The following is a 22872-nucleotide window of genomic DNA, read 5'->3' on the forward strand; positions in this document are numbered from 1 at the left end:
CCAAAAAAGGTGTTTCGTTTTTGGCGACTATTCAACCCATAACGCGCTCTTTGTCTCGCAGACAAGCTTCTTTTAATCAGGGGCGGTTTCGCGAAACCAATAAAAATAAAGAAAAATTCATGTCTCTGCCGGTTCCCGATGGGGCAGGCGGATTATTCAGTAAACACATTTAATGTTCCTTTGGGGGGAGCTTATGGACAAAGCATTTAAAGACGAAACACTACCAAAGCGGCTGGGCCGAGTTGCACAATCCGAGCTGCTACAAACATGGCCACGGCTGGTGCCGTTCAGCCCGCTAAAACGATGTACCGATATTATCGGGGCGGCCATATTGCTGGTGTTCTTTGCACCTTTACTGGCGCTGATCGCCGCTATTCTTTATTTCAGATACGGTGGTGATGTGCTTTTTCGGCATGAAAGACTGGGCCGGAACGGGGACCGTTTCGCCTGTCTGAAATTCCGCACCATGCATCAGGATTCGCAAAAGCATCTGACCGATTTTCTGGCCAAGCACCCTCTGATGCGCCAGGAATGGGAACGGACCCAAAAACTTGCGCATGATCCCCGCGTGCACGGTTTGGGCCGCATCTTGCGTAAATCCAGCCTGGATGAGTTACCACAGCTGATCAATGTCCTGCGCGGCGAGATGAGCCTGGTTGGTCCGCGTCCGATCACCAGTGCAGAGGCCGAAAAATACGCCGAGGATTTTGCATATTATCTGGCATTGCGGCCGGGGATTACAGGGCTCTGGCAGGTCAGCGGGCGGAATGACACCACCTATGCCGAACGCGTGGCCTTTGATGTGCAATACTACAAAAATCGCACGTTTTTGCTTGATATCAAGATCCTGCTTCGCACCATCGCTGTCGTGTTTACGGGCAAAGGTGCCTGCTGAACGGCGCGAGGGGCCGCTTAGCAGGATGCGAAAGACCAAGATGCAAAGCACAGCCGAGAAAACAACAGGTGGGCGTAAGCTGGCGGGGGATGCGGCGCTTAATGTCGGCGAACGGGTCGTGTCGCAACTGGCCCAGTTTGCGGTGTTTGTTGTCGCAGCCCGCACGCTGGGTCCGGCCGAATTCGGCATCTTCGCGCTTGTATCAGCCTGCGCCATTTTGCTGCTTGTCGTGGCCGAGCTCGGCTGGGCCCCTTTCATCATGTCCCATAAAGGCGACGATGTCGCTGTGCCATTGCAGGTGCTGTTTCTGGCGATCCTCAGCGGTGGCGGCTTCGCAGTGGTTGGGGGGCTTGGGGCGTTGGGTGCGGGTCAGTTCGGGGTCTCGGATAATATTGTTCTGTTGATGCTGCTCTTTGCGGTTTGGGTGGCGTTGGCCAATGCATCCTCTGCGCAAAAGGGCATTTTGGTTTGGATGGGACGGCTCAAGGCCGCGGCGCTTTGCGGTATCGCGGGCGAGCTTTTAGGTGCGGCTGTTGCCTTAGTCACATTGCTGAACGGGGCCGGGGTGTTCGCGCTGGCCTATGGGCGGCTTTGCAGCCAGTCGGTGACACTCGCACTTAGCTTTTGCGCGACACGCCGGGCACCACGGCGCGATATCTCAGCTGGGCTTTTGCGCGACCTCTGGGCTTTTTCCAGCAAAATCTTCCTCAGCCGGCTGATGGTCCACGCCAGGTTAAACCTTGTGACACTGATCATCGGCGGGGCGCTGGGCGCCGCAGCTGTGGGGTATTACCGGGCCGCCGAAAGGCTGGTTGGCGCAATCGCCGAGCTGATCGTCGTGCCCGGACAGCTTTTGGCTTGGACTCAATTGCGCCGCGCACGCGATCAGGGCGATCCTTCAGGGCAGACGGACCGGCTGAACGCGCAGGTGGCACGGCATCTCAAAGCGCTGATTGTCTTCGGGGCGCCTTTGCTGATTTGGCTGGCCGTGATGAATGATGAAATTCTTGGCGGATTGCTTGGCGATCAATGGCGTCCAGCGGCGTCGCTGGTCACCATACTGGCGGTGGGCCGGTTGCTGCTTTTCGCCGGGATCATGACCGAACCGTTGATGTCAATTGTGGGGGCCGCGTCAAAACTACCGGCCTTTATGGCGGGTATTTTGGGTCTTTCGGTATTGCTGACCTGGATTGCTGCCTATTTCGGAGTGCAGGCGGTGGCATGGTCGCAGGTCGCCATCTCTGGCATTGTCCTTGGGGCGACCATTATCCTTTTTGCGCGTAATGCCGGTATTCGCTGGGCAGAGGTTTGCAAGCAGCTGCGCGGGCCGATATTGCCACTGATCTGCGGGACTGGAACGATCATGTTGCTCGATTGGGCAGCTACGGCATTGGGGCTTGCCGATTTGACCGAAGCCGTCCTGTTCGGGCTCTGCGGGGGGATTGTCTATGTGGCCGCTATCGCGGCGTTCGACCGGGCGTTTTGGTCTGATTTCACAGCAATCCTGCGGCCTGCATCGGTGGCGCGATGAGCTGGCGGCGTCAGGTCCGGCAGTTGGGCGGCCTTGGTGCAGCCATGCCGCGCGCCCTATTAGCGCGTATTTTCATCAATCACCGAAGGGGTGCGCGCTTTACCGGGGTATGGCAGAGCCGCGATGCGGCCAGCGCGGCTTGCCCGACCAAAGGGTATGATGATCAAGGGATCGCGGATATCTCATTCGATCTGATGTGCAAAAGGGCTGTCTGGGATTACCCGCTGCTCTTTTGGTTAAACCGCCTACTGCCTGATCATCCTGCGGTGTTGGATGCTGGCGGGCATATGGGCACAAAATACATCGCTTTCAGCGATCTGCTGGATCTGACAGGGACCCGATGGACCGTCTTTGACTTGCCCGGCATCATTGAGGCCGCGCAAGCGCGGCAGAGCGCCGGGGATATCCCCGCCCAGATTACGTTCGCATCCCAGCAAGAGGGGCTTGAGGCTTGTGATCTGCTGATTTGTTCAGGGCTGCTGCAATATCTGGATAAGCCCTTTGCCGATTTCGTTGGCGGATTGAAAGAAGCACCAAAATACATCCTGCTCAACAAGGTCGCAACGCGGGAAGGGCGCGCGATGTTCACCTCCGAAAGGATCGGTCAGAACCGCGTGCCCTACCACATCCGCGACCGGCAGTTATGGGAGGCAGAGATGGGCGCGATGGGATATGATGTGATTGATCGTTGGACGATCCCTGAACTTGGCCATGTAATCCCAACGCACCCGTGGTATGGGCGCAGTGAAAGCCGGGGATATGTGCTGAAGTTGCGGGGCGCACATGGGGCGCCGGATTGCGGCCCAACTAAGCCAAGGGTGCCGTCGACCCTCTGACGGCAACGCGGGCTGTCAGTTCGACTGACTGAATTGGCGTGCCTTCTTCCAGATATCTACAAACAGCCTGCGCCGCATCGCGGCCCATTTGTGCGATCGGCAGATGCAATGTGGTGAGGGGCGGGGTCAAAAATGCCGACACATCCATATCGTCAAACCCCATCAAAGACACATCCGCAGGAACCTGTTTGCCCATCGCCTGAAGCTTGAACAACGCACCCATCGCGAGAACGTCAGATAGACACAAAATGGCTGTCACTGCAGGATCCCAGGATGTGACGGCGTTCCCGCCACCACGGTAATCCAGACTGGTTTCGATGAATTGCAACTTGATATCCGGCGGCATGGCCCGCAATGCATCAACCCGCGAGCGGGTACGGTCATTGGTGGCAACCGGGCCGTGGATCACGGCAATGTTCCGATGGCCAAGAGCAACCAAATGATCACAGGCCAGCACCGCTGCGCGTTCATTGTCATAGCCAATCGTCGGGAGCGCTGCAGTCGGTTCAAAATAAGAGGTCGCAACCAGTGGTACCTGAGCGCGCTGGGCGCGGGCAAGCAGCTCGGCGTTATGCGACAAACCTGTGACGATTAAGCCTTCGACGCCCATCGACAACAGCTTTTCCGCTTTCTTGACCTCAACAGCATTGTCCCCATCGGTGACGGCCACAACCAGGTTGTAGGACTGATGCGACAATTCCGTTTCCAGAGCGTTCAGAAACCTGGAAAAAATTGCGTGATCAAGGGTGGGCACCAACGCCCCAACGGTAAATGTCCGGCCCGATACCATGGCCTTGGCCAATGGGTTTGGTACGTATCCGGTTTCTGCGATCGCGTGCTCGACGCGTTGGCGGGTTGCCTTTGAAACTTTTTCGGGGGTGTTCAGTGCGCGTGACACTGTGGCGTCAGATACCCCCGCAACGCGGCCCACATCAATTATCGTTGCGCGGCCTTTACGCCTAAATTCTGATCTTTGGGACATCAGTATTCCATGCCAGCTAACGAATATGATTGAAAGAGGCTTGACTCGTGTAGACGTTTACATTCACCTGAAAGCGAAATGTAAACGTCTACATAGCCGCCAGGTCGCCATCCATGAATCTCCTAGCCTCATTTCGAAACGGCGTGTCGCAGACCCGGGGGCGGCAGTTTTCGGGGATGCAGGCACCGCATCCTGCGCTGGTCTGGCGGGTTGATCCACGTCAGGCCGTGCGGGTCGATGTCGATGACGGCGATGTTATCAGCGTGGTTGGCGCAGACCAGACGGCGGCTTTGCAGATCACCGGCATGACACAGGATGGCACCTGCCTTTTGCCAAGCCTGAACATGATTGCAGATGCGACGGTGCGGCTTGCTGATTTTGCAAGCGGCGCGTTTCAGGGCTGGTGTGCTGCAAATGGCGGGGAGGCCGAAAGGGTCAAGGCGACTGAAATCAGGGATGCCGAGGCATTGTTCGTGCTGCGGGCGACGCAAGCTGGAACGCTTTGGTTCATTAACCCAAGCAGTCCCGATGATCATGTCAGCGGCAATTCGGCCGGGGCCTGCGAAGTCCACATCAAACGGGCCGCCCTTAGCAACCTGTTGCTGCCGCGCCCGTTGGGCAAGATACGGGATGAATTCACGATCTCGCGGGCCACGGCGCAGGCCTATCGGCTGAACAAGGGCGAATATGTCCAGATTATCGATGTGGACGGACAGCAATGCTCAGACTTCATGGCCTTTCGATCCCGGGGCCTTGATCGGGGGATCGAACAACGCATCGATAGCACCGTAACCCGGTCCATGGTCGGTGGGGCATATCCGGGGCCCGGGCTGTTCGACAAATTCTACGATGCTGAGATGCGTCCGCTACTGAACGTCGTGCAAGACACTGTCGGGCGGCACGATACCTTCGCATTGGCCTGTACCGCACGCGGGTACGAAGAGCGGGGTTTTCCCGGCCATGTAAACTGTTCGGACAATATCTCGGGGCAGATGGACCCGTTCGGTGTGAAACGGCGGTCGGCCTGGCCTGCAATCAATCTCTTTTTCAATTCATGGATCGACCGCAGCGACAATCGTATTCAGGTGGAAGAATCCTGGTCGCGACCTGGTGATTATGTGGCCATGCGCGCCATGGACGATCTGGTCTGTGTCAGTACCGCCTGCCCCGATGATGTCGATCCGATCAACGGCTGGAACCCCACCGATATCCATATCCGCATCTATGAGCCGGACACGTCAATTCAGCGTGCAATCGCGCATCGGCAAAAGGAAGACGCCGCCATGTCACTGAGTGAAAACTCTGCTTTTCATACGCGCACCAGCCAGCTGACCGAGCAATTCGTTGCCGCCCGGGATCTCTGGGTGCCTGCAGCTTATCCCAGCATCGGAACAACCGGTGAATATTGGGCATGCCGGGAAAAAGTTACCTTGCAGGACATGAGCCCGCTGCGGAAATACGATGTGATCGGGCCTGACGCCGAACGGCTGTTGCAACAAGCGATGACGCGCAACATTGCCAAACTGGCACAATGGCGGGGCACATATAGTTTGCTCTGCGATGAAAGAGGCGCCGTGATTGATGACGGCACCTTGTTCCGTCTGGGGCCGTGTACATTCCGCTGGTGTTGCGGGTCTGAAGAATCCGCGCGGCATCTGATCGCTCTTGCCGAAGGGATGGATGTGCGCATCCATGACATGCAGGGGGCGCTGCCCAATCTGGCCCTGCAAGGGCCAAAGTCCCGCGATCTTCTGCGCCAGATCGTTTTCACGCAACCGCATGTTCCAGCACTGGATGCGGTCAAGTGGTTCGGTGTGACAGTCGCGCGGCTGCATGACCGGGAAGGGATACCCTTCATGCTGTCCCGGTCCGGCTATACCGGCGAATTAGGTTACGAATTGTTCTGCGACAAGGCCGATGCGCCCATGCTTTGGGATGCGATCATGGATGCAGGGGCGGCGTTCGGGATCGCCCCGATGGGCACCCACGCATTAGAGATCATCAGGATCGAGGCGGGGCTTGCAGCGGCCAATGCCGAATTTGCCCCCGGCATCGATGCCTTTGAGGCGGGGCTTGGCTTTGCGGTCGATCTGAAAAAGGACGATTTCATCGGCAAGACGGCCTTGGAGCGCAACAGTGCCGCGCCGCGCCGCATTCTCAAAGGCATGTTGCTGGATTGCGACGATGTCCCTGCGCATGGGGCGCATATCTATCTTGATGAGCGGCCCGTGGGCGTTGTGACATCGGCCACCCGCTCGCCCAGTTTGGAACGGGCCATTGCGATTGTGCGCCTTGCGGCCGAGGTGGCCGAGAATGGAACAGAACTCAAAATCGGCCAGATGGACGGCCATATGAAACGCCTTTCAGGGGTTGTCTGCGACATCCCCTTCCTCGACCCGCGCCGCGAAAGAGCGCGGGCATGATATCCAACCAATAGTGGAGTGTTAACTATGAAATTACTGACAAATACGATCCTCTGTGGCGCCCTTGCGCTGTCTGCAGGCGCTGGCGCTGCACAAGAAAGGGTCATGATCGGCGAGCCAAGCTGGCCGGGCGCAAAGATCATGGCGAACCTGATTGGCCAGGTGATCGAAGGACGGCTTGGCGGCGAGGTTGGCTATGCACCTGGCGCGAACGCGGTCATCTTTGAAGCCATGGACGGTGGGCGCGGTGACATTGACGTGCATCCAGATGTGTGGCTGCCCAACCAATCGTCCTTTACGGACAAATTTGTGGACGAGGCTGGCACCGTGGCTTTGTCTGACGGGTCTTATGAAGGACGCGCGGGCTTTTGCGTGCCGAACTACATGGTCGAAAACCACAACATCAATTCTGTCTTCGATCTGGCCACGCCCGAAGGGCAGGCGCTGTTTGACAGTGATGGTGACGGAACCGGAGAGATTTGGGTTGGCGCATCGGGTTGGGCCTCAACCAATATTCACCTCGTCAAAGTGCGGGACTATGGGATCGAAACCTTCCTCGAACCAACCACCGAGGACGAAGCCGTTTTCTACGCACGTCTGAAAGATGCCATCGCAGCCGAGGAAGGGGTGGTCTTTTACTGCTACAAACCACATTACGTTCACGCGCTCTATCCGGTGACAATTCTTGAAGAGCCGGAATATGACGCAGCATCCTATACGATCAAAACCCCTGATGAGGATGCCAATTGGTTTGAAAACTCCTCGATCATGACGGGTGATGAGGTGAAAACGGTGCATGTTGCGCATTCGATATCGTTGGAGGAACGTAATCCGGCTGCTGCATCATTCCTGTCGGCCATCGATATGAGCTCGGATGAATTGTCAAAGCTGACATTTGAAGTCGTCGTTCAGGGCAATGAAATCGAAGATGTGGTTACGGCCTGGATCGATGCGAATGGCGATGTGGTTGACGGCTGGCTGGGCCTGAACTGATCGCGCGGCATCGCTCGCAATAATTCTCCCTGTAACTGCCCGGCGGTCACCGCCGTCGGGCGATTTTTGGGGCGTGGCGCCCCGGATCACGTAGGAGCAACATGTCAGACAACGCTTTTATCGACGCGCAAGGCGTGTGGAAAATTTTTGGTGACCGCGCGGATGAGGCGCTGGACGCAATTCATCGCGATGGGCTTGGAAAAGCCGAGGTGCTAGAGAAATATGGTTGTGTTGTTGGGGTCGCTGACGCCAGTTTTCAGATCGCAAAAGGTGAACTGTTTTGCGTGATGGGTCTGTCAGGATCCGGCAAATCGACCCTGGTGCGCCATGTCAACCGCTTGCTGGAACCGACGACCGGCAAAATTCTGATCGGCGGTGACGATGTCATGGAACTGAACCCTGAAAAGCTACGCGACTTGCGCAACCGGCGTGTGTCGATGGTGTTTCAGAACTTTGGGCTGATGCCGCACCGAACGGTGCGGGACAATGTGGCGATGCCACTTGAAATTCGGGGTGTCGGCAAAGGGAAACGTTGGGAAGAAGCAGATCGGGTGCTTGAGCTGGTCGAACTGACCGGCTGGGAAGACAAATATGCGCATGAGCTGTCAGGGGGCATGCAACAACGGGTCGGGCTGGCGCGGGCAGTGGCGTCTGATCCTGAAATTCTGTTGATGGACGAACCGTTTTCCGCGCTCGATCCGCTGATCCGCAAGCAGTTGCAGGATCAGTTCATGGAACTCAGTAAATCGCTGAACAAGACGACGATGTTCATCACTCATGACCTGGACGAAGCGATCCGAATTGGCCATCGCATCGCCATTATGAAGGATGGCCGTATCGTGCAAGTCGGGACACCCGAAGAGATCATCCTGAACCCGATCGATGAATATGTCTCTGATTTTGTTGCCGGTATCTCCAAGCTGAATATGATTTTCGCTCACTCTGTCATGAAACCGGTTGATGAGTTTCAGGCCAATCATGGTGACGTGCCTGACGATGCGCCGCAGGCGCATCCGGGCATGGACCTGAGCGATCTGATGGGGCTGTGCGTTGATGGGCACGGAATCGTTGCAGTGACCGATAACGGTAAAACCGTTGGTGTCATCAACCGGGCCGGCCTGATCCGCGCCATTCAAGACAGTCAAGCCTAGGGGAACGATATGCCAGCCCAAATGCCAGATAGAAATGACCGCATGAATGACCTTATCGACCAGTTCGTGCAAACTAACCAACCCTATTACCGTGGGACTTTCGCACGCATGATGGAAGCGCCGGGATACCGGTTGACCACAAATTGGGCCGCTGCCCTTTTAGGGCCGATCTGGTTCGGTGCGCGGGGGCTTTGGTCCTGGTTTCTTGGGGTGCTGCTGCTTGAAACAGCGGCCTATATCCAGATTGGTCGGGGGCTCTTTGGCGATCTGGGGCGCGATCTGCGGCTTAGGGCAGAAAGCATCGCCGAGACGCTTGCAACCCGCGAACAGCAAATCGAAGCCGCCGAGCGCACCGGCGCCAGTTCCCTTGATGCGTTGAAACGGGCGGCGGCGTCGCTTGAGACAGCCTACCAGGATGCACTTGCAGCAAGCGAGGCTGCGGCAGCAGGTGGGTGGCTTTATATTGTGGTTGGCTTGGCGTTGCTTGCTGTCATCAAAGGGATGGTCGCGGTCTTGGCCAATTGGACGCTCGAAGGACAGTTCATGCGCTGGCGTTCAGACCCTAGCGCGGCATCGGGCTGGTCAAACAGACGTTTTCTGATCGGGGCAGGGATCTCGGCCGTCGTGGTCGGGCTATCTGTGATCAAATTTGCCCGGCCCGATGCCGTTGCATTGTTGAACGCATTTCCGACGAACAAGGCGTGGCGTTTGGATGTGGGTGACGGCGTGCAGGCTGCGTTTGACTGGACCAAGACCAGCGGCAGGGGGTTCTTTGATACACTCACGATCGGTATGCGCGGTTTGTTGGATGCGATCGAAGTTGTCTTGGTGCAAACACCATGGCCGGTCGTTGCTCTTGTCATAATCATGCTGTCCTATCTTTCGGCTGGGCCGCGCGTTGCGATCTTTACCGGGGCTGCGCTGGCCTATCTGGGGCTTTTGGACTTTTGGGAAAAGGCGATGACCACCGTGGCACTGCTCGGGGCTGCGGCCATGATCTCGATCACCTTGGGTATCCCGCTGGGCATCTTTTGCGCGCGCAGACCAAAAGTCTTTGGCGTTGTGCGGCCAATTCTCGATTTCATGCAATCAATGCCGTCTTTCGTCTATCTGATCCCGGTCGTGGCTTTCATCGGCTCAGGCAAGCCTGCCGGGGTTGTGGCGACAATGATCTTCGGCAGCCCGCCGGTGATCCGCTTTACGGTTTTGGGCCTGCAACAAGTCCCCGAAACTGTCCGCGAGGCAGCATTGGCGTTCGGCGCGACGCCGCGCTACCTGCTTTGGCGCGTGGATCTACCGCTCGCAGCCAAAACGATCATGGCAGGTGTCAACCAGACCATCCTGCTGTCGCTGGCAATGGTCGTTGTTGCATCGCTAATCGGTGCCAAGGGTCTGGGCGAGGATGTGCTTGAAGCACTTCAATTCGCGGCCGCAGGCCAGGGGATTTTGGCAGGGCTTGCAATCTTGTTTTGTGCCTTGATCCTGGACCGGATCGTGGCGGGAAAATAGGCAGGGGCGTAATCTGGCATGGGGTTGACCGCCCCATTCTGAATCAGTGCAGCGAAATGCAAGAAATTAACGAATTTCATTTGACGCATTCGTATGGCTGTGGAACCTTTCAATTACGTTAACACAAGCTTAAGGATTTAGAATGACCAAGAATTCGAACCAATTTGACCTTGAAATGCGTGTCTCAGAAATTGACGATCAATTTGGAAACGCTGTTTCGGCAACCGAAAGTGCGGCGAGCGCCTGTTTCTCTGCGGCCGCCCCTGGCGCCTGTTTTGCTGCTGCCGCGCCAGATGCCTGTTTCGCCGCTGCTGCTCCGATGGCTTGTTTTGCTGCAGCTCCATCAGCTTGTTTTGCTAACGCCTGACCGGTCAGCGACTTTCTGATCTTTGCTCTGACGAAGAAGCTTTTCGACCGTTAACTTATCGAAATGATGTGTCTTATTGGGGCCTTGATTTGCTATCTGACTTTTTGGCCTGCGCATTTTGTGCAGGCCAAAATGAATAATAATCGCTGCTAGCTTGTGTCGAACCATTCGACAGGTCTTGCTGCGCTAATTTCGAAAAGGCGCCCGCTAGTTGCCGATCCAAAATGCGCATCAGACGAAAAATCCGCCTCCCAGATATCCTTTGCTTCACAAATGTTTTTTACATTGGTGCGAAGCAGTGGACGCCAATGGCGAAGAGGGTCTTAGGATCGTATCGCGCAGGCGCAGCATCACGCTGAAAGGCAAAGCCTTTGAAGCGTTCGAAGACCGCGTGATCCCGCTGCTCACGGGCCTCCATACCGTCGAAGAGATTTGCGATCAGGTTTCCGACATTTACCGGGCAGATGACGTGATCGCCGCCTTGGGCATGCTCAGCAGTCAGGGTTTTCTGGTGGATGGAGAACAGGCATTGGCCGCAGGCAACACACCCGGGATGGCGCCGCAGCGTGGATGGCTGGCGGAGAACACGCCAGGCGGCAGCGCCGCGCAAGGCAAACTGTCTGCCGCTAGGATCGTTCTTTTTGGCGCAGGGCTGCACGGCGCCGTGGCCGGGCGCGCCCTTGTGGCCGCTGGCATCGGGCAGCTGACGATTGTTGATCCGGTCGATGTATCTGCGCCCGACCTCTATTTTTCCCACATTTTCAATGCGGGCGACATTGGTAAGAACCGCGCCAGCGCGCTTGCAAGTGCTTTGGCACAGGCAACTTCGACCACCCGGATCGAAGCCGTTCCGACAAGACCGGATGACGCTTCGGCAATGGCTGACGTGATCAATGGGGCTTCGCTGGTGATCGGCTGTCTGGATGCAGGCGAGTTGAACCTTTCGTTCAAACTGGATGCGGCGTGCCGCCAAACCGGCACGCCTTGGGTGTCTGCTTCGCTTGAGGGCACCGAACTTGTGGTCGGCCCAGGCTTTTTCAATCCCAAGGGCCCTTGCCTGATGTGCTGGCGGATGCGCGAAGTCGCGACCTCCGAAAACCCCGCTTCGCAAATGGGGCTTGAGCGTCAATATGAGCAGTGGCAACGCGATCTTTCGATGCGCCGCGAAAATCTGGCGCCGGCCGCTGATATTGCAGGCGGGATACTGGCCGCAGAAGTGATTACGCTGCTCTCGGGTACCTGCACCCCTAATCTTGATGGGCGTTTTCTGACCATCACCATCCCAGGGTTCAGGGTCGAAAAGCACATCGTTTTGCGTAAACCAGACTGCCCCGTCTGTGGCCCATCTGGATGAGCACCTCTGACGATCTTAACCGGCTAAGCGAGGCGTTGATCAGCCGCCGCTGCGGTGTAGTAACATCCGTCACGCAGCAGCCGCGCGGACCGGATGAGCCCTGCCCGCCGCATATCTGGAACGCAACATTGGCGCATTTCGGCGCGCAGCAATTTCCCCTATCCATGCGGTTTGCCAGCGGCAAAGGTCGCAGCGAAGAAGAAGCCAAGCTTTCAGCGCTTGGCGAAGCCATCGAGCGTTATGGCGCATTCCAATGGGATCATCAGCGCGTTCGTAGCGGCCCGATGCATGGGCCCACGATCACGCCGGACGACTGTGTGCTTTATTCAGCACCGCAATACGCCATGGGCGCGCCCTACCAAAAATGGGAGCCCGGCCTTGAGGTGTCCTGGATCACTGGTATCGAACTGCCGGAGGAAACCCCGGTCGCATTGCCTGCGTCGATGGTCTATCTGGCCGGTCCGCAGCGTGCCCAGGATTTCTTTACGCCCGTTTCATCCAACGGGCTTGCAGCAGGGCCGGATTTGACCGGGGCAGTTCTTGGCGGCTGCTATGAGGTGATCGAGCGGGACGCCTTGATGCTCACCTGGCTCAACCGCCTGCCCGCCACTCAGATCGAAACGCCGGCCGGTGGATGCAACGCCGCGGCGATCATTCGGCATTATGAAAAGTTCGGCGTAACTGTGCGGCTATTGCTGCTGCAATCGGATCAAGCGCCATATGTGATCATGGCGATTGCCGAGGATGCCAGCCAAGGCGGCATCTTCCGTGTTGTCGGCTTGGGCTGTGATTGCGACCCGGTTGTTGCCCTTGATAAAGCTGTGTTTGAGCTGGTCCAGCTGCGCTCTGGGATGAAAACGCGGATGCAGGATCAAACCTATCCTGCACGTTTGGCGCGATATGATGGTGTGCGAACCCTGGATGATCACGCACTATTCCACGTCATGCCAGAACACGCGGGCGAGTTCGGGTTTCTGACCCAGATAAAGAAAACATGCGATATTCATGCCCTGGCTAACCGCAGCGGTGATACGTCTGCGGCAACGTTAAAGATTGTCACAGAGGCTGCTATCAAATCAGGTGCCCGTGTCGCCTACGCCGATATCACACCTGCTGACATTCGCCCGCTTGGCCCCCGCGTGGTACGTGTCTTTGTGACCGGGCTGCAGCCCATTGATTTCGGCTATGGGCATGTACGCCTTGGCGGCACACGGCTGTTTCGCGCGCCGGTAGATTGGGGCATAAGACCTCGGCCTTTGACCCCGCAAGAGCTTAACCCATGTCCACATCCATTGGCCTGATCCATGACCAGCAACGTTGACGATACCACCGGGCTTTCACGCTTCTTTCATCTCAATTCTGAGCCATGGACCAACGAAAACCCCGGCTCTGGCGCCTCATTTCTGCAAAAGACAAAAACCTATCCGCATGCCGACCGGGTGGCTTTGCCAGACACAGATCGCGGCGCTTTGGACGAATTGGCGGCCTCGCGACACTCTGACCGGAGTTTTTCCGATGCACCGCTAAGTCTGGCCGACCTCGCCCGCCTGCTCCGGTCCGCCTATGCGGCGCTCGGCCCTGATATGATGGAGAACGGGCAGAAATTTCTGCGACGCCCGGTGCCATCAGCGGGCGGGCTTTACCCGCTTGAACTCTATGCGTTGGTGCGCAACGTAGACGGGCTGGCGAAGAGTATATACCACTACGACACCATCGGCGATGCCCTGGAAACCGTTTCAGTGTCCGATTGGGAACCTCAGGCCCGACACGCCTTTCATACATGGTCTTTCGTCAAGGACGCGCCCGTGGTTCTTTGTATCGGGGCCGTCTTTGATCGCAATCAGGCAAAATATGGGCCGCGCGGCTATCGATATATCCTGCTTGAGGCGGGCCATGTGGTGCAAAACATCTGTCTGCGCGCGGCAGAGCTAGGGCTGGGCAGTTTATGCATGGGTGGCTATCAAGACAGCCTCGTGAACCCGCTGATTGGCCTGGATGGCGTCAAAGAAGCGGTGATCTACTCTGTCGCAGTCGGCGCTGCCCAATAAACGGTAATAAGACGGTCTATGACCAAGGCCCGCGGTTCGAAACAGCGCCCAGGATGGGATAGGCTGTAAGATGGGTCTTGACCCGTCCCGCATGGCAATCATACGCTTCGGTCATTGGTCACAATCACAACAGGAGGGCACAAGCTGAACATGCGTATCATCCGCCGACTTCAGCATGGTCCCCGTTCCGCCCTGTAAATGCGTTTGCAGGGCAGGTCATTTCCCGGTCTGCCTATCCGCCGCTTTCGCGGCTTCTTTTCCTGACCTGAGATCTCTATGACACTTATCAATATCAACGCGCTTGGGGTGACCCTTGGCGATCCGCTTTTCACCGATCTGAACCTGACCATTTCCAAAGGCGACCGGATTGGGCTGGTGGCTGCGAATGGGCGCGGCAAGTCAACTTTGCTGGGCTGCATCGCGGGCAGTTTTGATCCGACAACAGGCGAGATCACGCGCGCACGTGGTTTGCAACTGGCCCATGTACAGCAACACCTTCCGCAGGGTGCGGCCGGTAAAACCCTTTATGATCATGTGCTTGGCGCATTGCCGCAGGAACAGCAAGATTATGAAAGCTGGCGCGTGGATGTCGTGCTGGATGAGCTGAAAGTGCCCTATGATCTGCAACATCGGCCCATGGCCGAGCTCAGCGGCGGATGGCAGCGCACGGCCCTTTTGGCGGCGGCTTGGGTCACCCAACCAGACGTCCTTTTGTTGGACGAGCCGACAAACCATCTTGATCTGCACCGGATCGGATTGTTGCAAGAATGGTTGGGGGCTTTGCCCCGCGATACGCCGGTGATCATGACCAGCCATGACCGGGCTTTTCTGGATGCGGTCACCAACCGGACTTTGTTCCTGCGGGCCGATCAATCACGGGCCTTTGCTCTACCATTCACCAAGGCGCGCCATGCTTTGGACGCGGCAGACGCCGCTGATGAACGCCGTTTTGCCAATGATTTGAACAAAGCGAACCAGCTGCGCAAACAGGCTGCAAAGCTCAAGAATATCGGGATCAACTCGGGCTCTGACCTGCTGGTGAACAAGACCAAGCAATTAACCGAACGGGCCGCCAAGATTGAAGCAGCCGCAAAACCGGCACATCGCGAACAGGGGGCTGGCGACATCAAGCTGGCCAATCGGGGAACCCATGCCAAGGCATTGATAACGCTTGATAATGCGATGGTGGAAACGCCCGATAGTCGGGCGCTTTATGAAACCGGTAAGACATGGATCACCAAGGGCGACCGGATCGTCCTGCTGGGAACGAACGGCACCGGAAAAACCCAGTTGATCAAGATGATCCACCGCGCGTTGACGGCGGGCGAGGTGCCTGCGATCAAATGCGCTCCGACAGTGACGCTGGGCTATTCCGATCAGCATCTCAGCCAGCTTGATGACGCGGATACCCCGATGACAGCCGTTGCCGGTCAGTTTGATATCGGTGATCAACGGGCGCGCGGTTTGCTTGCTGGGGCGGGCGTGAATATTCAGATGCAGGACACGAAGATCGGGACGCTTTCGGGCGGGCAAAAGGCGCGGCTGGCGATGCTGATCTTGCGTTTGCAACAGCCCAATTTCTACCTTCTCGATGAGCCCACAAACCATTTGGATATCGAAGGACAAGAAGCGCTTGAGCATGAGCTGATCAACCATGAGGCAACCTGCCTTCTGGTCAGCCACGACCGCAGTTTTCTGCGCAACGTTGGCAACCGGTTCTGGCAGATCGACCGCAAGCGCCTGGTTGAGGTGGACAGCCCAGAGCCGTTCCTGCGTGCCGAGATGGCGGGCTGATTGGGCCGGTTTTTGCGTCCAGGAAAACAGGCCACTTCTTTTTTTGCGCCGGGCCGCTAATCTGGCACATAGCGGCGTATTGACCGATAAAGATTGCGTACAGAACGCGTACATATGGCGTATTGCAGGTCGCCCGTTTGGGCGGGCTGATTTTGAAAATGAGGGCATTTAATGAGGACATTTAACGTAGGGTTGGCCGCATTGATTTGCGGTGTATTTGGAACGGCCAGCGCAGCCGACGAGATGCAGTTTTACATCACGGGCAATGGCGGCAATTGTTGGAGCTGCGAATGGGCAGAAGCCCAAGGTGAAATTACGGCAGACACACCGGCCCGGTTTGCGGCCTTCGCCGCGCAATATGACTTCCCTTGGGCGATCGCGCTTGATTCAACCGGTGGCGATCCGGCGGCGGCAATGGCGCTGGGCCGGCTTATCCGCGAAAATGGCTGGGACACGGACCGCCGCGAACTGGGGACACCCAGCGGCGCAGAGCCGGAACGCAAGACTGTTTGCGAAGATGCCTGTGTGCTGGCCTTCATGGGCGGTGTCGAGCGGGATATCGATCCTGGGATCAGCGTGACGCTTGTCGGGGAAGGGGCCGTGCCATGGATTTCGGCCGACGTGCTGGAATACACGCTTGAGATGGGCATCTCGGCCGAGGTGTTGACCACGGCGTCGCGTGTTGCTGCGGGGCAAAGCTATGCGTTTGATGCGGCCGATCATGAAGGGCTTGGGCTGGATAATGTCGATTGGAAAACCGACCCATGGTACCTGGAGCCTTACAAGGCAGGGTTGGTTTTGGCCACGCGGCAATATTACGGGGTTGGCGACGGGCAACCCTTTACCTTGTTTTGCCGCGAAGATGATCCAAGGGTGCATATCCTGATTGTTGAGGAGGGTGATTTCAGCAATCGGTCCTTTCCGGGCGGTAGGCCGCTTGTTTTCTCGGACGATCCAATGAACAGCTCTGCCTTTATAATGGGGCAGGATCGATATCCCTTAACAGAAGATCATGTTGAGTTTCTGCGCCAGGAAGCGACGGGGCTGACCGCATCTTTCCGGTTGCCCGAAGAGGTTGTCGCCCGCGCGGGTGAAGAGGTGTTTTTTTTCCCCAATCTTGCCCGGGTCTATGGCCCTGTATTGCAGTTCACCATTCCCCTGCCATCTGCCGAATGGATCGCAGTCATGCGCCGGAACTGTATTTAGCCTGCCGTAAACCGGTCTTTGGTCTGGCGGAAATAGGGGATAAGGATGTCCCGAAAGGCTTTTACTTTGGCCGATGGCCAGACATCGCGGTGGCCGACAACCCAGATATCCGCATAGGGTTGCGGCGGTAAAACAGGAACCTGGGTCAGACCGCAGGCCCGGCCCAGGAACATGGGCATGCGGGCTACGCCCAGCCCGGCCTGCGCGGCGCCCTGGATTGCGACCATGTCGTCAAATGTCATGCGCACACGGTGATGGGGATATTGCGGATCAACCTGGCCGGGCACGCTGTTGTAGGCCGCATAGACAAGCCAATCGATCATCTTTTGCGGGTCTTCTGCGATTTGCGCGGCCCAATCGGCATGGGCAAAACTGGCTGAGTGCTGTGCTGTCAGGCGCAGCCCCATCAATGTATCCCCAGGATCGCGGCTGATCCGAATGGCCAGATCGGCCTGGCGTCTATTAAGGTCCAGCAGATCATTTGTGGCGCGCACATGCAGGCGGACATCAGGATAGGCGGTGCAAAACTGATCAATGACCGGCCCTAGAACATGGGCGATCAGCAGTTGCGGTGCGGTGATGGTCAATGGCCCGGACAGGCTGTCATTCAAGCCGTGCAACTGCCGGATCAACGCATGCGCGTCCAATTCCATCCGTGCGGCAAAGGTGGCGACGGTTTGCCCGGCCTCGGTTGGCCGATAGCCGTCCGTCAGCCGGTCAAACAGGGCAACGCCCAGGGCGGTCTCGGCCCGGGTGATCCGGCGGGATACGGTGGTGTAATTGACGCCAAGCTCGGCCGCCGCCCCCGCAAGCGAGCCGCAGCGCACAAGGCATAAGACCGTCTGAAGATCATCCCAATGCGGTTCCATGCCGTGCGTATTCGCACATGTGGGATGCAAATTCACGCGTTTTCGCATGCTGCGTGAAAATCTATGGTGCAGATACCCCAAAAATGAAGGAGACCCACATGATTTATGCCTATGCCAGCCTGACCATCACCAAACCCGAAGCGCTTGCCGCATATCGCGAAAAGGCCGCCGCTGCGCTTGCCCTGCATGGTGGTAAGATCGAAGCTGCAAGCGCTGATCTACACGCCATCGACGGTGTGCCGCCTATCCCGGATGCGGCGGCTCTATTGTCATTTCCTGACCGCGACGCGGCGCTGGGCTGGATCAATGACCCGGCCCTGGCTGACGTGCATGCATTGCGCCGCGATGCGGGTGCGTCGGATATTATCCTGCTTGGATAGGCGCGCAATCGGGCAGGGCTGCATGAAAATCCAGCCCTGTCATCCGTTCGTATGACAATGCAAACACGCATAACGGCGTATCTTGCAGGAAGATCATCCATCATCCTGAAGGAGCGCCCATGCAATCGCTTATCTATGTCAAACCGCTGCAAGATCAGCATTTGAAGTTCGACCCCAGCCAGGAAGATGCCTATTATGAAACGGCAGGCCAATGGCCATGGTGCATCCGCATCCTGGGCAAACTGCCTGCTGGCATCAAATGGGTGTGGCGCTGGGTCGGTTCTATCAAAGCCCTCCGTTCAACACCGCTTAGGCAGCGCAGGGCAAGGCATCAATGAAGGATTTCGAGGACGACCGCAGCGCCATTATCGCCGTGCTAGAGGCCGAGACCGACGCCTACCTGCGCCGGGATTATGCCGCATGGGAGGCCTGTTGGCATGACGGCCCCGAGATCCGCCGTATTCATGGCCATGCGGGCACAGGGGTGACCGTGTCCGAAGGCGCGGAAATCCGTCAGCAGATGCGCCGCATTCTGGCGGATGAGGAAGGTTGGGCGCCCCCTGTCGCCATCATCCGCGAAAACCTGAATATCGTTATGGGCACGGATATGGCCTGGGTCAGCTATGAACAAAGGGGCGATCCTGCCGGTTTTCTGACCGAAATGGCCGGCCACTATCATGAGCTGAAGATCCTGCATAAGGTGGATGGGGCCTGGAAAATCGCCTGTATCGTGGGCAATCAAGTGCAGATTGACAATATTGCCGCCCCTTTGATCGAGGTTGATGAGACGGCGCGGGTGCTCTGGATGAACCCGGCAGCGCGCGACCGTCTTCCTGATCACGCCCGGCTGGGTCTGCGGGGCAAACAGCTTTGCGCGATTGACCCGCGTGCGCAAAGCGATCTGATGGCCGCCATTGCCTGGATTGCGGAAATCCGGGACCGCCACAAGATTTGCCTTATCACCGATACCGTCAACCGCCCGATTGCGCTGGGTCAGGATGATGCCGGTCTGGCGCATATCTGTTGGGCGCTTTTGCGCGATGGCAAATGTCTGATCACATTTGATGACCCCACCCGGCTTGATTACCTGCTTTCCATCGCGACCGAGGTGTTTGGGCTTTCCAAAACCCAAGAAAAGCTGGCCCATCAGGTGATTGCGGGCTGTGATTTGTCGCAGGCGGCGCATGCGCTGGGCATCAGCCCGAATACGGCCAAGACCCATTTGCAACGGATCTATGATAAAACCGGCGTGCGCACGCAGGCTGCGCTTGTGCGCATATTACTGAGCGTGGATCGTCACGGTATGTAGGGAACCGGCCCCCGGGCGGGCCGATTATTCGGCCGCCACCCGTTTATCACTTTGCCCGCCAATATCGACAAGGGCGGCCATCACATCGTTCAACAGCGCCTTGAATGCGCCGAAATTCTCGTTCGGTTCAAGGCTGCGCTCATCCATGTAAAGCTGCCGGTCGATTTCGACCTGAATGGCGTGTTGCCCGCGCGATGGGCGTCCGTAATGCTGGGTGATATACGCTCCGGCAAAGGGCATGTTCCGCGCCACGCGTAAGCCAGCACTGGCAAAGGCGGCTTCGACCTGTTCGACGATATCACCCGAGGCCGCAGCCCCGAACCGATCACCCAGAACAATATCCGGGCGTGGGCTGCCGGGCGGGCCGACGCTGTTGAGCGCCTCATGCGGCATGGAATGGCAATCGATTAAGATGGCCTGCCCAAAGGTGTTAAAGCTTTCATCAAGCAGCGTTTGCAGCTGATCATGATAGGGACGCCAGAATTGGGCGATCCGGCCATGCGCCTCGGTCAGGCTGATCTTGCCGCGATAAATCTGCCGGCCATTGGCGACCACACGTGGAATAACGCCCAGCCCGCTGGCGATGCGCGGATTATGGGCTGACCGGCGGACACCTTCGATCAGGGCAGAATCAAGCTCATCCGCGCCCCGATTAAGATCAAGATAAGCACGCGGCGCACGGGCTTTGATAAAGGGCGCCCCATAAGTGGGCGCATCCGCAAAAAGCCGGTCGACATATGCATCTTCAGAGCTGCGTACCTCGCGCTGGTTCAGCACGCTTTGCTTCAGGAACGCATCAGGATAGTCCCGCCCGCTATGGGGCGAGGCGAAGACAACGCATGTTTTGCGCGTCTGGGGTCGGTCAAGCTGATAGGTCGTGATGGGCAAACATTCCTCCCTTTGGGTTTTATGATAGCCCGGTTTTGGAAATTACCAAAAGCCCTTGATCCCCTCTTCGACTCCTTTTATAGACCGCCGGACTGACGTGGGTATGCCTCACGTCCTATTTCGTTATAGGGCGGGCGTATTTGTGACAGATCAGGACGATTAGCTCAGCGGTAGAGCACTTCGTTGACATCGAAGGGGTCACTGGTTCAATCCCAGTATCGTCCACCATGAATTCACTGGGCCTTTGGTCCGAAACCGTAACCCAAGGCGCAATCCGCGCGCCGCGACACGAAGGAACGACCTTATGAAGGTACGGAACTCCCTCCGCTCGCTCAAGCAGCGTCATCGCGATTGCCGCGTCGTGCGCCGCAAGGGCCGCGTCTATGTGATCAACAAGACGCAACGCCGGTTCAAAGCCCGTCAGGGCTAAGCCAAGCGAAAGCAAGGATACAAAAAAGGGCCGCATCTGGGATGCGGCCCTTTTGCGTTTCAGAATGTCCAGTTTGGGGACCCTACATCAGGGGCCAAACGCGGTTTGGGATTACCATTTACGACGAAGTCGGTCGTCAAGGGATCGAGGCTTATTGGCGAAATACGAACGCCGAAACGATCGACGGTTTCCAGACCGGACTTTCGAAGACAAGGAATGAATGGCCTCAAAGCTGCCATTGGCGAACAATGCAGCGAAAGACGATGTTGAGCCTGAAGTAGCCAATGCTGCATTGCGCTCAAATGGCCGCTTTGCTAACTCGATGCGCGAGAGTGCCGTCTCAACTTAAGCGAGGCCCCATAACGAACTTGATCGGAGCAATAAGCATCCAAAACCCAACGCCGAGCATGGTGCTGCCTGTTAGGTTTCCACCCCAAAAAGACAGGTTTCTTGATCCGAACCGGCTAACGATTTGCTTTTTTATAGTTATTGCAGTCAGGGCGATGATGCTGAAACAGATCAAACCATTCAGATACATAAAGAAGCCGAGCGTAAGGATTTGGGCGCTGACGTTTCCGAGCTCTACTGCTACGAATTGCGGCAGAAATGACGTCAGCAATACTACCATCTTCGGGTTCCCCAAATTTGTTAGAAGCCCTTGGATGAAGGCTGCAATCAACGGCTCTTCCGACCGTAGCCCAGACATGTGACTGGACTGATCGCGAACGCTGCGTGACGCAAATGAAGTGCGCAGTATCTTGTATCCGATATATATCAGGTACAGGGCCCCACCGGCGCGGACGGCCATCCAGATTGCAGGCGACAAGGAGTTCACAAATTCCATTCCGAACGCAATGGCAGGGACGAAGAACAGACCGGCCGAAATAACACCAAGAATACATGCGAATGCGTGCCGCATCCCTTGAGAGGTTGCCCGTGACACAACAACGATACTGTCAGGCCCGGGTGTTAGAAACATAAGCGCATGTATTCCGACCATCACAGCCACCAAGCTCCAGTCCATAGCGTTTTCCTATCGTCAATTTTACCTAGCTTGGTCGGACGGTAGACTGCGTGAAGTTTTTTGTAAATCAAGCGTATTTCGAAATGAAGCAGACATTCATGCAGCGACAATGAGGGTCGGTTTTGTCCGCATAGCTGCCATCCGAACAGCATTTGAGCGAGCTGCGCCACCGCGAGCCCGGTTTAAGCCCATCACTACCGATGCTGCGCGGCGCACGAACGGTTGCTTTCGGAGTCCATGTTTGACAAATTAGGACATTTGTCCTAATCTACCTGAAGCAATTCTTTAGGGATTTCTATGTCACGATCAGCTACTCGCGAACGTATCGAAGAAAAGGCTGATACTCTCTTTTACGAGGCAGGCTTCGAGGCAACATCCTTTGCGGACATAGCCAATGCAGTTGGCATCTCTCGCGGTAACTTCTACCACCACTTCAAGTCCAAGGACGATATTCTGAACGCGGTTGTGAGCCGCCGCCTGGCGGCAACGCGGACAATGCTCGAAGCTTGGGAAACGGATGCGGCCCCAAAAGAACGAATACTGTCGTTTATCCGCATCCTCATCGTCAATCGGACCAAAATCATGGCGTTCGGGTGCCCGGTCGGGACGCTAACGACCGAATTGGCCAAGCTGGATCATATCGCAGGGACCCGTGCCACGGAAATTTTCGGCCTGTTTCGCGACTGGCTCGCGTTTCAGTTCAGGGCACTCGGGTACGAAGACGGTGCCGAGTCTCTGGCGTTGCATGTTCTAGGGCGATCGCAAGGCATCGCAGTGTTGGCCTCCGCTCTCAAGGACGAGGCATTCCTCAGGGCGGAAGTCTCCGCGCTGGAGGTGTGGCTCGACCAGCTTCCTGATCAATCTTCAATGAAAGACTAGACAA

Annotated in this window: 22 protein-coding genes and 1 tRNA gene; 19 read left to right on the forward strand and 4 right to left on the reverse strand. The window is 57.0% G+C overall.

The genetic code is table 11. From position 1 onward, the window contains the following. Positions 1–193 precede the first annotated feature (193 nt). The 3 genes from AABB29_RS08350 to AABB29_RS08360 are packed head-to-tail and all read left to right on the forward strand — an operon-like array spanning position 194 to position 3262. Positions 194–895: a sugar transferase gene (locus tag AABB29_RS08350; RefSeq protein ID WP_373636873.1), complete on the forward strand. Its 702-nt coding sequence runs from the start codon at positions 194–196 to the stop codon at positions 893–895. Positions 896–920: 25 nt separating this feature from the next. Then, positions 921–2426: an oligosaccharide flippase family protein gene (locus AABB29_RS08355; protein ID WP_341367368.1), complete on the forward strand. Its 1506-nt coding sequence runs from the start codon at positions 921–923 to the stop codon at positions 2424–2426. Next, positions 2423–3262 (forward strand): methyltransferase, TIGR04325 family, encoded by an 840-nt coding sequence (locus tag AABB29_RS08360; RefSeq protein ID WP_341367367.1) that lies wholly within the window; start codon positions 2423–2425, stop codon positions 3260–3262. Before AABB29_RS08355 ends, AABB29_RS08360 begins: the two co-directional genes overlap by 4 nt. On the opposite strand, the gene AABB29_RS08365 is transcribed toward AABB29_RS08360, so the two are convergent. Further along, positions 3234–4244, reverse strand: coding sequence for a LacI family DNA-binding transcriptional regulator (locus AABB29_RS08365; protein WP_341367366.1), 1011 nt, complete (start codon positions 4242–4244; stop codon positions 3234–3236). The genes AABB29_RS08360 and AABB29_RS08365 overlap by 29 nt on opposite strands. 113 nt (positions 4245–4357) lie before the next feature. Here AABB29_RS08365 and AABB29_RS08370 point away from each other — a divergent pair, with 113 nt between their 5' ends. The 10 genes from AABB29_RS08370 to AABB29_RS08415 all read left to right on the forward strand — a co-directional run bounded on the left by AABB29_RS08370 (position 4358) and on the right by AABB29_RS08415 (position 17089). Beyond that, positions 4358–6667 carry a DUF1989 domain-containing protein gene (locus AABB29_RS08370; protein ID WP_373636874.1) on the forward strand — a complete coding sequence of 770 codons (2310 nt, stop codon included), beginning with the start codon at positions 4358–4360 and terminating at the stop codon, positions 6665–6667. Between the two features lie 27 nt (positions 6668–6694). Next, positions 6695–7660 carry a glycine betaine ABC transporter substrate-binding protein gene (locus AABB29_RS08375; RefSeq protein ID WP_341367363.1) on the forward strand — a complete coding sequence of 322 codons (966 nt, stop codon included), beginning with the start codon at positions 6695–6697 and terminating at the stop codon, positions 7658–7660. Positions 7661–7761: 101 nt separating this feature from the next. Beyond that, positions 7762–8811, forward strand: coding sequence for a glycine betaine/L-proline ABC transporter ATP-binding protein (locus AABB29_RS08380; protein WP_341367362.1), 1050 nt, complete (start codon positions 7762–7764; stop codon positions 8809–8811). 42 nt (positions 8812–8853) lie between these two features. Beyond that, positions 8854–10320 (forward strand): ABC transporter permease subunit, encoded by a 1467-nt coding sequence (locus tag AABB29_RS08385; protein ID WP_341367361.1) that lies wholly within the window; start codon positions 8854–8856, stop codon positions 10318–10320. A 142-nt stretch (positions 10321–10462) separates the two neighbouring features. Continuing rightward, positions 10463–10687, forward strand: a complete 225-nt coding sequence (locus AABB29_RS08390; RefSeq protein ID WP_341367360.1) for a hypothetical protein — start codon at positions 10463–10465, stop codon at positions 10685–10687. 298 nt (positions 10688–10985) lie between these two features. Further along, positions 10986–12041, forward strand: coding sequence for a TOMM precursor leader peptide-binding protein (locus AABB29_RS08395; protein ID WP_341367359.1), 1056 nt, complete (start codon positions 10986–10988; stop codon positions 12039–12041). Next, positions 12038–13342, forward strand: a complete 1305-nt coding sequence (locus AABB29_RS08400; protein ID WP_341367358.1) for a YcaO-like family protein — start codon at positions 12038–12040, stop codon at positions 13340–13342. The genes AABB29_RS08395 and AABB29_RS08400 overlap by 4 nt, the downstream gene beginning before the upstream one ends. Before the next feature lie 3 nt (positions 13343–13345). Continuing rightward, positions 13346–14089, forward strand: a complete 744-nt coding sequence (locus AABB29_RS08405) for a SagB/ThcOx family dehydrogenase (protein WP_341367357.1) — start codon at positions 13346–13348, stop codon at positions 14087–14089. A 276-nt stretch (positions 14090–14365) separates the two neighbouring features. Beyond that, positions 14366–15883 (forward strand): ABC-F family ATP-binding cassette domain-containing protein, encoded by a 1518-nt coding sequence (locus AABB29_RS08410; RefSeq protein WP_341367356.1) that lies wholly within the window; start codon positions 14366–14368, stop codon positions 15881–15883. Positions 15884–16054: 171 nt separating this feature from the next. Further along, complete coding sequence (locus AABB29_RS08415) at positions 16055–17089, forward strand: hypothetical protein (protein ID WP_373636875.1); 1035 nt, start codon at positions 16055–16057, stop codon at positions 17087–17089. Here the strand turns inward: AABB29_RS08415 and AABB29_RS08420 are convergent. Further along, the gene (locus AABB29_RS08420) at positions 17086–17958 is read right to left on the reverse strand and encodes a LysR family transcriptional regulator (RefSeq protein WP_373636876.1); all 873 of its coding nucleotides are present in this window, start codon (positions 17956–17958) and stop codon (positions 17086–17088) included. The two genes, AABB29_RS08415 and AABB29_RS08420, sit on opposite strands and share 4 nt — an antisense overlap. Positions 17959–18056: 98 nt before the next feature. On the opposite strand from AABB29_RS08420, the gene AABB29_RS08425 reads away from it, so the two are divergent. The 3 genes from AABB29_RS08425 to AABB29_RS08435 all read left to right on the forward strand — a co-directional run bounded on the left by AABB29_RS08425 (position 18057) and on the right by AABB29_RS08435 (position 19647). Then, entirely contained in the window at positions 18057–18338 is a 282-nt protein-coding gene (locus AABB29_RS08425; protein ID WP_341367353.1) for a DUF1330 domain-containing protein, read from the forward strand. Positions 18339–18457: 119 nt separating this feature from the next. After that, on the forward strand, positions 18458–18676 hold the full coding sequence (locus tag AABB29_RS08430) for a hypothetical protein (RefSeq protein ID WP_341367352.1): 219 nt from the start codon (positions 18458–18460) through the stop codon (positions 18674–18676). Continuing rightward, entirely contained in the window at positions 18673–19647 is a 975-nt protein-coding gene (locus AABB29_RS08435) for a DUF4440 domain-containing protein (RefSeq protein WP_341367351.1), read from the forward strand. The genes AABB29_RS08430 and AABB29_RS08435 overlap by 4 nt, the downstream gene beginning before the upstream one ends. Before the next feature lie 24 nt (positions 19648–19671). On the opposite strand, the gene AABB29_RS08440 is transcribed toward AABB29_RS08435, so the two are convergent. Beyond that, positions 19672–20535, reverse strand: coding sequence for an N-formylglutamate amidohydrolase (locus tag AABB29_RS08440; protein WP_341367350.1), 864 nt, complete (start codon positions 20533–20535; stop codon positions 19672–19674). 153 nt (positions 20536–20688) lie between these two features. Between AABB29_RS08440 and AABB29_RS08445 the strand changes: the two genes are divergently transcribed. Next, positions 20689–20763 (forward strand) — tRNA-Val (locus AABB29_RS08445). A 76-nt stretch (positions 20764–20839) separates the two neighbouring features. Further along, the gene (gene ykgO / locus AABB29_RS08450; RefSeq protein ID WP_010141322.1) at positions 20840–20965 is read left to right on the forward strand and encodes a type B 50S ribosomal protein L36; all 126 of its coding nucleotides are present in this window, start codon (positions 20840–20842) and stop codon (positions 20963–20965) included. A gap of 340 nt (positions 20966–21305) precedes the next feature. Here ykgO and AABB29_RS08455 read toward each other — a convergent pair whose 3' ends face one another. Beyond that, positions 21306–21989: a LysE family translocator gene (locus AABB29_RS08455; RefSeq protein ID WP_341367349.1), complete on the reverse strand. Its 684-nt coding sequence runs from the start codon at positions 21987–21989 to the stop codon at positions 21306–21308. Positions 21990–22286: 297 nt separating this feature from the next. On the opposite strand from AABB29_RS08455, the gene AABB29_RS08460 reads away from it, so the two are divergent. Then, a complete protein-coding gene (locus AABB29_RS08460) occupies positions 22287–22868 on the forward strand; it encodes a TetR/AcrR family transcriptional regulator (RefSeq protein WP_341367348.1) in 582 nt (193 codons plus the stop codon). The last annotated feature ends 4 nt before the right edge of the window (positions 22869–22872 follow it).

The organism is Yoonia sp. BS5-3, assembly GCF_038069655.2.
Lineage (GTDB): Bacteria > Pseudomonadota > Alphaproteobacteria > Rhodobacterales > Rhodobacteraceae > Yoonia > Yoonia phaeophyticola.